Below are 12552 nucleotides of genomic sequence, written 5' to 3' on the forward strand. Positions count from 1 at the left end.
GCTTATGATTAATGTGCTACGGAAAATTCGCCACAATCTTTTATCCAAGAACAGTTTTCTGAAGTACCTCCTTTACTTAACTGGCGAAATCGTTTTGGTAATCGTCGGTATTCTCATCGCCCTAAATATTAACAACCGCAACGAAGAGCGAAAGAACGAGGAAAAAGTAAAGGCTACTCTCCTACAAATTCAACAGGAATTAGAAATTGACATTAACAAGGCCACAGAACTCATTGAGTACTATCGTGTCAAAGACTCGTTGATTTCTTTAGTTCTCGGCGAGAAACTCACTCTTGCCGACTATCAAGCACCCGTAAATTCTGGTTTATTTTCCGTGATTACTAATGTAGTAGATCTAGTGACCACCAATAATGCCTATAACAGTTTGATGAGGAACATTGATAATATTCCAGTCAGATTTACACCTTTGATTGCTGATCTCAACCAAGTTTATATCGACGATAAGACACAAGTGGACTATTATAACAATAGCATTTCAGAACTAGCCAATAAGGTCTTAGATAAATGGTCAGCTGAATATGAATGGTATTCACAACTTTTCACTGGAATTACGAGCGATGCGCCAATCCAGTACTTCCTAAACAGTCCTTTTTATAAAAATGAAGTGGTCACATACAACGTCATTTCTATGCAGAACCACCTACAATTCATTAAAGAATACCGTAACGATGCTATTAAGAGTTATCTGAAAATTGCGGCTCTGGTAAATCCCACTGAGCCTATCGAAAAGTCTTTTGTCGTTCCAAGGTACATGTATCAGAATATTACAGGAACCTATGAAATCAGAGAAGGATTAAACTTAGAATTGGCTTTCGATGAAGGCCATTTAATGGCGCGACAAACTGGCCAAGCGGAGCCATTCGAGCTTTTCCCACTAACTCATCTTCGGTTTTATGCGGTAAATGGAAAAGCAATCATCAATTTTAAGAAAGATACAAATCGGGCCTATACCGGATTTTCAGTGTACCAAAATAACGCGTACCTGACCGGGAAAAAGATCCAATAAAAAAGGTGCTACCAATGGCAGCACCTTTTTACTATCAATTCATTGAACGCTATCTTTTGATCTGCATAGCCATGCCATTGGACATCACTAGGTGTTCTATAAAGAACTCCATCATTCTGTCAGTGGAAACCGCAGTGTGCCCCCTGTCTGGCCCAACTTGAACTTCAAAACTTTTGCCAGCATCCTGTAATGCTTTAATCAATTGAAGTGAGTTAGACGGGTGCACATTGTTATCGGCAGTACCGTAATAAATCATTATCTCTCCCTCTAGGTTTTTCGCATAGTTCATCAAGTTGAAAGCATCATATCCAGCCTTATTATTTTCAAGCGTGTTCATATATCTTTCAGTGTAGATGTTGTCATAATTGATCCAGTCAGTAACCGCTGAATTCGCCACTGCTGCATGATATACATCCGGGAACCTTAATAAACTCATAGCAGCGGTTGTACCACCGTAAGAAGTTCCATAAACTCCGACTCTTTCTTTGTCGAAATATGGTCTATCATAAAGCGATTTAATGCCTTCAGCGAAGTCGTCCTGCTCTACAATTCCAAGGTTGCCATATAGCTGATCCAGCAGTCGCTTTCCGCGTCCTCTTACATTTCGACCATCAATATCTACAATTAAGAACCCGTATTCTGTCAATGGATTTGGGAAAGTAAATGACTCTCTGAATTCGTTTGTTGCAGGTCCGCCATAGTTCGCTAAAATCAATGGATACTTCTTATTCGGGTCGAAATTCGAAGGGAAATGAAGTAAACCGTGGAGTTCGGTGACACCATCGGCAGAAGTAAATGTAAATGCCTCGACAGTCTTAAGGCCGAGCTCTTCCCATTTAGAAATATCACTCTTTGCCAACTCCGCAACTACTTTACCTTTTGCAGAAACAAGGTTAGTAAAAGGAGGCGTATTATGCGTTTGAGCAATATCAATAAAGTGCTTTCCATCAGGTGCTACTGTAACGCTATGGTTAAACGCAAGGTCTGTCATGCGCACATCCTTGGTACCGTCCATTTTGACTCTATGCAACTGCATTTTCATGTGATTTTCACCACTTCGTGCCATGTAATACATGTACCCTGCCTTTTCATCCACACGGATAATATTGCTTACTTCAAACTCATGTTGCGTTAGCGTATTTACAAGTGTTCCATCAAAATTGTAGAGATAATAATTGTTGAAACCAGTACGCTCAGATGCCCAAACAAAGTGTTCGCCATCTTCTAAAACGCGCATTTCTGGCGTATTCTTAGTAAAACTTGGCAACCATTCTTCGCGAACAACAACTCTTGATTTCCCTGTCAATGGATCAGCAGCTCGATATTCCATGATATCCTGCTTACGGTTGGTACTGTGGTATAAAAGCTCTTTACCATCTGGTGTCCAGCTTACTCCATATAAATAAGTTCCTAAAGCACCGTCATTAAATGGTTTCCCATCGCGGGTATCAAATTCCGTGATTTTCTTAGTGTCAAGATCGTAAACCATAAGGTCCACTGGAAGGTTAGGCTCTCCAACTTTCGGATAAGACATGATTTCAAGTGAATCATACAAGGCTAGTTGATCTAAAAGCACATAGTACCTTTTTGCACCTTCTTCTTTGAATCGGTAAAAAGCAATCTTTTTGCTATCTGGTGACCACCACATCGCTGTATTTTGGCCTAATTCTTCGCCATATACCCAAGTAGCAATACCATACTTTACTAGATTGTCCATATTACCATCTGTAGTGATGGCCATTACACCAGATCCATCAGGGTTACTGATGTACATGTTACGATCTCTTGTGAATGCCTTTAGTTTACCATCAGGAGAGTCTGCCGAAGCATATTGCCTACCTCTAGCAGGTCTATTGAATCTTCTTCTCTGTGGTGGCGGGGGCGGATTTGTCACTTCCGTCATTTTCTTCTTTCTGACATCGTAAGACCACAGCTTGCCATCTTTCATATATTCAAATGACTTACTGTCATCTGCCCATCTAGCTGAAATAATCCCTGGTTTTACTGACCGTCTGATCTGTGGTGCCATTTTACGATATTGATCATATCCTGGCATATTTTTTAACTTATCCTGTGCTTGAGTCTGAAAACCCACAAGACAGAAGAAAGCTGCTAACACGAGGGTTAACGAAGATTTACTTTTCATATAATTTACTTTATAAAATTCCTTCATTCTTTAGAAGCCTAATACTACTACTTTCATGCCTAAAAAAGTAGTGGTATTTGTTCGAATGGTGTTTTGAGTAGAGCGTAATGCGTACTGAGTATTGCGATAGACGATGTACGAAACCTCGACATTCAACATTCAACACTGACCTAACTGATTTCCTGGTTTCCAGTTTCCTGCTTACCTTAAAGCAACCATCAACCTTATGCGATACCTTATCTTAGGCTTTTGCCTAGTCCTATCAACACTATCTGTCGCTCAAACAGACCATTCTGGATGGCCTACTTACTCTTACACTGAATTATTCCAAATGATTGAAGATGAAGAAGACACTATCTTCAATATGGAAAATGCGATTATAAAATTTGAGCCTTCAACGGACTCTTTATTCAAATACGAATTGGAAAAAGAGTCTTTTAAATTGATAACTGAACGAAAAGATTCAGTAATTATAGATAAGCACATCCGCTTAAGCAATGTATTATTCGGTTATACAGAAAGCGGTTACGGGGAAAGATCTTTCCAAGTAGCTCTAGACAGGTTTCATTTTAAGAAATCTGTCTATTTAAATACTCCATATAATCTTTTGATTATTAACTCTTCTTTTGAAGAAGGATTAGAGGTTTTTCAATTTTATGAAAACCCCTCAAGCGACTTTGTTCAACTTTGGTTTGTTGGCAATGTCATAAATCAAGGTTTAGACCTAGGGACCGCCTTTAGAAATACAGTCCAAACTCAGGTTTTAGTAAGAAAATGTACACTATCTGGAAATAGCATAGTTGTTAGTCAGCACAGTGTAGGAGACCTAATCATGCACGAAAACATCATTGAAACGGATTACTTTTCTTTCAGCAATCGACAAGAAAAACCTGCTGGTCAAACGAACACAGAGTTTATCAATAATAAAATCAACTCAGAAGAAATTCATTTCAGTCTCATAACTAAAGGTATAGATTATATAAAATTGGCTAAGAATAACTTCTCCAATCCAATAATGCTCTCGATAGATGACCTTAGTGCCAATTCAAGCATTATCACATGGGATCAGTTTTCTGGAAAAATTATTGATACAGAAGTATTCTCTTATTGGGGTATTGATGTTTTTGGTTTATTCGATAACAAAGACTATCAGCCGCAAAGAGGCATCACTGACATTACCTATTACCTAGACCATGCAAGAATTGAAGAAAGAGGTGTTTATAATGCTGAGTTGGCCATTAGGGGCAAGTTCTACAACTACTTTAAGGAAAGGCATGATATTGAAGCGGCAAATGCCATTTATAGAGAGATAAAAGAGCTAGAAACACAAAGACTGGCCTATCTATATAGTAAAAACCCTAATTTTAACACTTTCTTCAAATGGCGAATTAATCAGTTTTTAAAAGTATTTTCTGGCTATGGAACGGAGCCGGAACGTGCAATCGCCTTCTCTGTCTATGTGGTATTGGCTTTCGCTCTAGTCTACCTCTTCTTCCCAAATCATTGGGACAGCCATGGGAAGAACCGGATTATGGATCGTTATCGTTTCTTCCTGAAGTATGTGAACAAAGACTCTGGCATACATGAAGTTTACCTGGATGAGAGAAAGCCTGAATTACTGGCTTCAGAAGACTTCAGAGCCTACTTACAGGAGCAAGGGAAAACTGCACCCAAATTTTTTATGGCTACTGCCCAGCCTCTTTATAGATGGTCTGTAGCAGGTACCAAAACTGCCTCATGGCTCCTGTCTAAAGTAGATGTACTGAAAGGCAAGTGGTCAGAGACTGAAGAGTCAAAACGAGGCTTAAAAACTGTTCTACTGATGTCTGCTTTTATGATTTCTTTGACCTATGACATCTTTATCAAAATCCTCAATGCCTTAATGCTCAGTATCAACACCTTTACCACGCTTGGCTTTGGTGAGATCCCCATAAAGGGCCTTCCTCGTTATCTAGCGATTATTCAGGGGTTCATTGGCTGGTTTATGTTGACGATCTTCAGTGTTTCATTAATATCTCAACTATTAAATTGATATAGAGGCTCCAATTTGAAAGTGAGTTTTTCTAGGAAATCCCGATAGCACGAGGGACGAAGAGCGATTCGGGGCTGACCATTTTCAGTGTAAGTTTAATCTCGCAGTTACTCAATTGATTGATCCAGCTTACTCAATCATTTCATACCATACATACCATGATCAATAAACCGTTATCATTTGGCCCACAGAAGTTCACAGGTATTAATTCATCTTTTTCCAACGCTCAATCATGGCCGTTTTAGTGGCAGACAAAGCATCGACTGCGCTCACAGTCTGATTGGTTGGCTGTACATCAGCGGCTTGTATTAAATTCATCATAAAAATGAATTTCTGTTGTAGGCCAACCAGAGTTTCTCGATCGGAATCCACGGAACGAATACTTCCATACATCGTATCTGGATCGCCTACTTTTCCATTGCCCCTCAAAGCCAATTGCTCCTGTGTTGGTTTGTTTATGTTATCAATCGCCTCCACAATTTCTTGTAACTCGTGATATGCATTATAACAGTCTAAACTAAGACTAGTCTGCATTTCCAAAGCATCTTCTGAAATGGTAACGCGAGGGTCCATCATTACCTGAATTGGCCTTTCCGAAGTTTTGCCATTGACTGTCAGCCGAACTCTGTATGTTCCTGGCTTCACAAAAGGTCCATGTGGACCGCTAGGCGTATTCTTGTAGACCGCAGCAATGGAAAATTGGCGCCTCGCTCCTCTTGGAGGTTCATGCCTTAAATCCCAAACAAACCGATGGTGACCTTTACTAGTACCTAATCGTTGTTCTGGCCGAATCCAGTATGTTGGATGCGGGTAACTGGTTGTGTCTCTTAATTCTGGTTTATCATCGCTACTATATGCTCTAATCAATTGGTCATTACTGTCCAAGATTTCCAATTTAACGTGCTTCACGTTTTCATTTAATTGATAATCCAAGATGGCACCATCCGGAGGATTTTGACCTGTCGGTTCTTCTGGCGGAAGCGGTGTATCGCTAAACATATTCCATCTGACGCGGTAAGTTTTAGCAGGTGAATAAAGAAAACTTTCTCCTTGTTTCGATTTAGCGAGTTCTCGAAGTGGAGCAATATTATCTAATATCCAAGCCGATCGTCCGTGCGTTCCGACAACTAGATCATCTTCATGTATCACCAAATCTCGGATAGAACTAGCAGGCATATTATTTCGTAACGATTGCCAATTTTCGCCGTCATCTATTGAAAAATAGACTTCTCTTTCTGTCCCTGCATAGAGCAATCCCTTTTGTTTAGGGTCTTCTCGAACAACATTTACTGGACCGTTTGGATTTAAGCCTTTGGTGATTAAATCCCAAGATTTACCACTATCCCTTGTTCTGAAAATATAAGGTGTCATATCATCCTTACGGATAGCGTTAATGGCGATATAAGCTACTTTTTCATCGAAGTGACTTGCGTCAATTTGAGACACCTTATCCCAAGCGCTCATCGCCGTAGGGGTAACATCTTGCCAATCTGCCCCCCCATTTGTTGTCAAATGGACTCGTCCATCGTCAGTACCGGCCCAAATCGTCTTTACATCGAGTGGAGATGGGCCAATTGCATAGATCACACCCCTCCTTGCCATTGTTTCCATCGCCTTGGTTTTGAACCGACCTACGCTGGATGGCACCTCTGGCTGTTCATATGTCAAATCGGGACTGATGATCTCCCAACTATGGCCTCCATTCATCGTTTTCCAGAGAACATTTGTACCGAAGAGCAGCATATTGTCATCAGCCGGATGAAACATTAACGGCATAGTTCTCACAAAACGGTATTTTCCAGAGCGTAGGGCTTCTGGCGCCACATTGGTTGATTGACCTGTTTTTTTGTTAAAACGCATCAAACGACCTCCATAAATAATATTAGGGTCTTTAGGGTCTGGCGCCACGTAGGCATACTCATCTGCACCGACACCCATGAACTCTCGGAAGCTAATTTGGCCACCGTTTCCCCTACTGGCTATACCGATGGCTCCACTTTCTTGTTGGCCTCCGTAAACCCAATATGGAAAAGCATTGTCAGTCGAAACATGGTAAAGTTGGGTAGTCGGTTGGTTATACCATGAACTCCAAGTGCGCCCGGCGTTTACAGTCACAACTGCACCCTGATCGGCCACGAAAAGCATGATATCTGGGTTAATAGGGTTAATCCAAATTCTATGATAATCATCGCCACCCGGCGCCCCTTTTAATGATGACCAAGTCTTCCCACCATCGGCCGAGGTGTAAGAGGCCACATTTGCTACATAAATACGGTCCGGATTCTTAGGGTGTACTTTGATTTCGGCGAAATCGCCTCCTCTACCCCATAAACGGCGATCTTCATGGATTAACTTCCAACTTTCTCCAGCATCTGTACTTTTATAAATTCCACCATTTTTTCGAGCATCTACTGTAGCAAACATCAACTCAGAGTTGCTAGGTGCTATTCCAACCCCAATTCTACCTAAACCATCTTCGGCCGTTGGCAACCCTTTGGTGATTTTACGCCAATTATCTCCACCATCGGTACTTTTATACAAGCCACTGTTTGGGCCCGAAAAGCGAGCATTTTCCCACGGTCCTTCTTGGTGCTCCCACATATCTGCGAATATGATATCTGGATTGTTCGGGTCGAACTCTACTTGTATAGCCCCTGTATTGTCATTTATGTATAGGACTTTTGCCCAAGATTTACCTCCATCTGCGGTTTTAAAAACTCCTCTTTGTTCGTTGGCCCCATACGGGTGCCCTAAACCTGCGACAAGGACAATTTCAGGATTATTAGGATGCACGATCAAACGGCCAACTTGCTGAACATCTTTTAAGCCAACATGCTCCCAAGACTTTCCTCCATCCTTACTTTTAAAAATACCATCACCAACCCCTAAATCTGGTCTATGGAGTCCTTCACCACTTCCTACATAAAGAATGTCTGGGTTACTTGGCGCAACGGCAATATCACCCACTGAACCGGTTGGGGCATCATCGAAAATTGGAATCCATGTTCTACCATAGTCGTCGGTTTTCCAAACGCCCCCATTATTCACACCCATGAAGAAAACATTTGGTTGTGACGGAATACCTACTCCCCCAACAGTCCTTGACGCCCTAAAAGGACCTATCATTCTGTATTCAAGATTTTGATATGCTGTTTTTGGGACTTCTTGCGCAACAATTGTGGAAAGCGTGAAGATAAGAATAGCGGAAAGGCAAATTCTGAAGTTCGGCATGAGGAAAAAATTGGTTTGTCGAGTTTACCCATAAAGGCTGATAAAACCAATTGTTAGTTTGGGACAAAAATGTCGAGCCCTGTTATCTTCGGGGCGATCATGATTATGATAAAACCAATTCGTGCAGAGGAAACTTGGCCGATCCGACATCGTGTGATGTGGCCAAATGAGTCGTTAGTATATGTAAAACTGAAAGAGGATCAAGATGGACATCATTTTGGGCTTCATGTAGCTGACGAGCTAGTTGCCGTTGTTTCTCTTTTCCCAAAGGGAGATTCTGCACAATTCAGAAAGTTGGCCACGCTAAAAAATCATCAAAAGAAGGGTTATGGGTCAGCGTTGATTAGGCATATATTAGCTTACAGTTCACATAATGAAATCTCAAGCATTTGGTGCAATGCTCGAGCCGAAAAACAAGCCTTCTATCGTCAATTTGGGTTTCAAACAACTTCACAAACTTTCATCAAAAACGGCCAGTCTTATGTCACCATGGAAAAGACGATTTAAGACTTTCCTGAACCTTACGTCATTCTGAGAGAAGTATGACCGAAGAATCCGCCAAAGAACCAAGGGATTCTTCATAGCGCTGCGCTTATTCAGAATGACGATTACTTGATTGATTCACCAACTTAAAACTTCGGGGCCTAGATCTTTCCAATTTGGACTCTCATTTTCAATGAGATCCTCCTTCCAACTTCTTGTATTTCTTTTAAAAATGTACAATATGCCTCCTTTTACCATTAAGATATATACACAATTAAAACGTCATTCTGAGGGAAGCATGACCGAAGAATCTGCTCAATAAACCTAGAGATTCTTCATAGCGCTGCGCTTATTCAGAATGACGATTACTTGATTGATTCACCAACTTAACACTTCGGGGCCTAGATCTTTCCAATTTGGATTCTCACTTTTAATGAGGTTCTCCTTCCAATTTCTTCTCTTTCCTTTAATATACTTTTCACGAAATATTGCCTCTTCAATTGTAGAGAAGTGCTCCATGTAGATTAACAAAAAGAGATTATACCTTGATGTAAAACTTCGCGGATATTTCTTTTCAAGGTGTTCCCTTAGACGAGATCTGATATCAGAGGTGACACCGACATAAAGTGTCGTCTTATTTTTATTCGTTAAAATATAGACCGTGCCTCCTTTTACCATTAAGAAAGATACACTTAATACGTCATTCTGAGGGAAGCATGACCGAAGAATCTGCTCAATAAACCTAGAGATTCTTCATAGCGCTGCGCTTATTCAGAGTGACGAATAATTGATTGATTTTTACCACAACCCATTTAATACTATTTTCGCGGATACATGCCACTATCACCAACGAAGTCACTGAAAATACTTAGAATATTAGCCTTATGGGAAGGCTTTAGTTACTTGCTTCTGGTTGGCATCTGCATGCCTTTAAAATATATCTTCAACATACCAGAACCAACCTATCCGGTAGGTCTAGCCCATGGGGTATTGTTCGTAAGTTATTGTATTCTGGTACTGGTTGTGACGCTTCAATATAAATGGTCTTTTAAGACCATGTTCTTAGCGGGCATCGCTTCTCTACTTCCATTTGGAACATTCGTGGCAGACAAAAGAATTTTCAGCCAGCAGAAATGATCCAATAAGAATAATTCAAGTTTTCGAAACAGTTGGAATCTAGGACTGTTGTTAATGTCGTATTCAGACCAACGAGAACTTTTAATAATGCAACCTAAATACCTTTTGGCCCTCGCAGGTCTATTTCTTTTTAATCTCTCTTACGGCTTCCAATCTAAAGCCAAACTCACTGGTTTTGTAACCGATGCAAAAACAGGAGAATCAATCCCAGGCGCTACTGTCAGACTAGTAGACACTTCATTGGGTAACATCACTAATGACGCTGGATTCTATACCATAGAAAACATCACGCCTGCGACATACAGCGTTCAGGTATCTTTCGTGGGCTATGAAACCGTTATCAAATATGGCGTTGTCATCAGGTCAGGCGGTATTCCTGATGTGAATTTTCAGCTCAAAGAAGCTATTTCTGAACTAGACGAAGTTGTTGTCATTGCGAATCCATTTGAGAAAATCGAGGAAACTCCCCTCTCCATTCAAAAACTCTCTCGAGAAGAAATAGCGACTTACCCTGGTGGCAATAATGACATCGCTAAAGTGGTGCAGTCACTTCCCGGTGTCGGTGGCTCAGTGGGCGGTTTCCGAAATGATGTCATTATCCGAGGCGGAGCGCCTAACGAAAACGTTTATTATCTGGATGGAATCGAGATTCCAAACATCAATCACTTTGCTACACAAGGCAGTGCTGGTGGGCCTGTTGGTTTATTGAATGTGAGTTTCTTTGAAGGCGTAACACTTTCTACGAGTGCCTTTGGAGCACAATATGACAATGTACTTTCAGGTGTTCTTCAATTCGATCAAAGACGTGGAAATGCTAGGGATTTTAAAACTAATATTCGTGTTGGTAGTAGCGAAACAGCGCTGACTTTTGAAGGTCCTTTATTCAAAAAAGAGAACGAAGACAGTAACACGTCATTCATTGTGTCGGTTAGACGGTCTTATCTGCAATTACTTTTCGAACTAATCGGCCTACCGATTCTCCCTGATTATTGGGACTACCAATATAAACTGACGCATAAGCTTGATGATTATAATGAATTACTCATTACTGGTGTGGGCTCCATCGATGATTTCCGAGTCAACGAACTAGATGAGTTTGATGAAGAGCAGCAAGCCACACAAGATCAAGTGCCGATCATAAAACAGCAGACAAATACGATTGGTATCAGTTGGAAAAATAGATTCAAAGATGGCACAGGTTTTATGACCACCACACTTAGTAATAACCGCCTTGAAAATGATTTTAGGCAGTTTACGGATAACATCAACCAAACAGGGCTGTTTCTTCAAAACGTTTCGGTAGAAAGCGAGACAAAGCTTCGCTATAACTACACCAAATTTCTAGACCAATGGACAATAAGTGGCGGTTTAAGCCTCCAAAACGTCAATTATGAAAACGAAACGATCGATTTGGTAAATAACTTCCAATATGACGGAGATATTAACTTCTTTAGATATGGTTTCTTTGGCCAAGCAAACAAAAGGCTTTGGGACGATCGCTTGAGTTTGTCTTTAGGCGTTAGATTTGATGCCAATACCTTTACTAATGATGGCGACAATTTACTCGAAACATTTAGCCCTAGAATTTCCGCCGCTTACACCTTTGACGCTCAGCGAAAGTGGTCCGTCAATGCATCTTTAGGTAGATACTTCAAAATCCCACCCTATACCATACTCGGATTTACGAACAACGCCGGTGCTTTTGCCAATCAAAACGCTGAATATATCAGAAGTGATCATGCAGTTCTAGGATTAGAATATTTAGTGACTCCATCTGCAAGATTTACCCTAGAAGGTTTTTACAAAAAGTATGACAACTACCCCGTATCCATTACAGACAGTGTTTCTTTAGCCAATTTAGGTGGCGATTTCTCAGTTTTAGGAAACGAACCTATCGCCAGTGTTGGCTTAGGCCGAACCCTTGGTGTCGAATTTCTGTATCAGAAAAAATTCACCAAAAACTACTATCTAATTGCAGCTTATACTTTTTATAAAAGTGAGTTTACCGCCTTTGATCCAGACGTTTATTTACCAAGTTCGTGGGACAGCAGACACTTACTTTCATTGACTGGTGGCTATCAGTTTGGCAACAATTGGGAAATAAGTGGTAGAATGAGATACTTGGGTCGAACACCATTCGCTCCAGTAGATCGAGAAGCGACCTTGGCGAATTATCCGGCGATAATCAGAGATTTCTCTCAGATCGGCGCAGAAAGACTAGATACTTTCAACCAAATAGACCTAAGGATCGATAAAAAATGGAATTATGCTAATTGGACATTAAACGTATTCCTAGAAATCCAAAATGTATTAGGATCAGACATTCCTGAAGAGCCAGAATTCGGCCTGGCCAGAGATGCCGATGGCATGGTGCTTTCTCCACGTGGATTAGTGCAAATCATGGGAATTGACAATTCAAGCGTGCTGCCATCAATTGGTATTGTAATTGACTTTTAAGGCTTTAGCTAACGACCACGCTTTGATTTAAAAGACTGG

General features: G+C 40.8%; 8 protein-coding genes. 5 read left to right on the plus strand and 3 right to left on the minus strand.

Translation table 11 applies throughout. The features are described 5' to 3' along the window. Nucleotides 1-4 precede the first annotated feature (4 nt). Nucleotides 5-1027, plus strand: a complete 1023-nt coding sequence (locus BFP71_RS16220; RefSeq protein ID WP_069836478.1) for a hypothetical protein — start codon at nt 5-7, stop codon at nt 1025-1027. A 49-nt stretch (nt 1028-1076) separates the two neighbouring features. On the opposite strand, the gene BFP71_RS16225 is transcribed toward BFP71_RS16220, so the two are convergent. Continuing rightward, nucleotides 1077-3173 carry a S9 family peptidase gene (locus BFP71_RS16225; protein ID WP_069837126.1) on the minus strand — a complete coding sequence of 699 codons (2097 nt, stop codon included), beginning with the start codon at nt 3171-3173 and terminating at the stop codon, nt 1077-1079. A 226-nt stretch (nt 3174-3399) separates the two neighbouring features. On the opposite strand from BFP71_RS16225, the gene BFP71_RS16230 reads away from it, so the two are divergent. Beyond that, on the plus strand, nt 3400-5205 hold the full coding sequence (locus BFP71_RS16230; RefSeq protein WP_141719787.1) for a potassium channel family protein: 1806 nt from the start codon (nt 3400-3402) through the stop codon (nt 5203-5205). Nucleotides 5206-5409: 204 nt separating this feature from the next. Here the strand turns inward: BFP71_RS16230 and BFP71_RS16235 are convergent, their stop codons facing one another. After that, nucleotides 5410-8436 (minus strand): WD40/YVTN/BNR-like repeat-containing protein, encoded by a 3027-nt coding sequence (locus BFP71_RS16235; protein ID WP_222843495.1) that lies wholly within the window; start codon nt 8434-8436, stop codon nt 5410-5412. A gap of 69 nt (nt 8437-8505) precedes the next feature. Here BFP71_RS16235 and BFP71_RS16240 point away from each other — a divergent pair, with 69 nt between their 5' ends. Continuing rightward, on the plus strand, nt 8506-8943 hold the full coding sequence (locus BFP71_RS16240; RefSeq protein WP_245701860.1) for a GNAT family N-acetyltransferase: 438 nt from the start codon (nt 8506-8508) through the stop codon (nt 8941-8943). Between the two features lie 354 nt (nt 8944-9297). Here BFP71_RS16240 and BFP71_RS16245 read toward each other — a convergent pair whose 3' ends face one another. Beyond that, nucleotides 9298-9597, minus strand: coding sequence for a GIY-YIG nuclease family protein (locus BFP71_RS16245; RefSeq protein ID WP_069836480.1), 300 nt, complete (start codon nt 9595-9597; stop codon nt 9298-9300). A gap of 156 nt (nt 9598-9753) precedes the next feature. Between BFP71_RS16245 and BFP71_RS16250 the strand changes: the two genes are divergently transcribed. Further along, nucleotides 9754-10056 carry a DUF3817 domain-containing protein gene (locus BFP71_RS16250; protein ID WP_069836481.1) on the plus strand — a complete coding sequence of 101 codons (303 nt, stop codon included), beginning with the start codon at nt 9754-9756 and terminating at the stop codon, nt 10054-10056. An 87-nt stretch (nt 10057-10143) separates the two neighbouring features. Beyond that, nucleotides 10144-12513: a TonB-dependent receptor gene (locus BFP71_RS16255; RefSeq protein WP_069836482.1), complete on the plus strand. Its 2370-nt coding sequence runs from the start codon at nt 10144-10146 to the stop codon at nt 12511-12513. Nucleotides 12514-12552: the final 39 nt, after the last annotated feature.

Source organism: Roseivirga misakiensis (assembly GCF_001747105.1).
In the GTDB taxonomy this organism is placed as follows: Bacteria; Bacteroidota; Bacteroidia; order Cytophagales; family Cyclobacteriaceae; genus Roseivirga; species Roseivirga misakiensis.

What these genes read in the sequence shown, in the direction of transcription:
- BFP71_RS16230 (WP_141719787.1), top strand. Translation starts at nt 3,400, where the DNA reads ATGCGATACCTTATCTTAGGCTTTTGCCTAGTCCTATCAACACTATCT.
- BFP71_RS16255 (WP_069836482.1), top strand. Translation starts at nt 10,144, where the DNA reads ATGCAACCTAAATACCTTTTGGCCCTCGCAGGTCTATTTCTTTTTAAT.
- BFP71_RS16220 (WP_069836478.1), top strand. Translation starts at nt 5, where the DNA reads ATGATTAATGTGCTACGGAAAATTCGCCACAATCTTTTATCCAAGAAC.
- BFP71_RS16240 (WP_245701860.1), top strand. Translation starts at nt 8,506, where the DNA reads ATGTCGAGCCCTGTTATCTTCGGGGCGATCATGATTATGATAAAACCA.
- BFP71_RS16235 (WP_222843495.1), bottom strand. Translation starts at nt 8,436, where the DNA reads ATGCCGAACTTCAGAATTTGCCTTTCCGCTATTCTTATCTTCACGCTT.
- BFP71_RS16245 (WP_069836480.1), bottom strand. Translation starts at nt 9,597, where the DNA reads ATGGTAAAAGGAGGCACGGTCTATATTTTAACGAATAAAAATAAGACG.
- BFP71_RS16225 (WP_069837126.1), bottom strand. Translation starts at nt 3,173, where the DNA reads ATGAAAAGTAAATCTTCGTTAACCCTCGTGTTAGCAGCTTTCTTCTGT.
- BFP71_RS16250 (WP_069836481.1), top strand. Translation starts at nt 9,754, where the DNA reads ATGCCACTATCACCAACGAAGTCACTGAAAATACTTAGAATATTAGCC.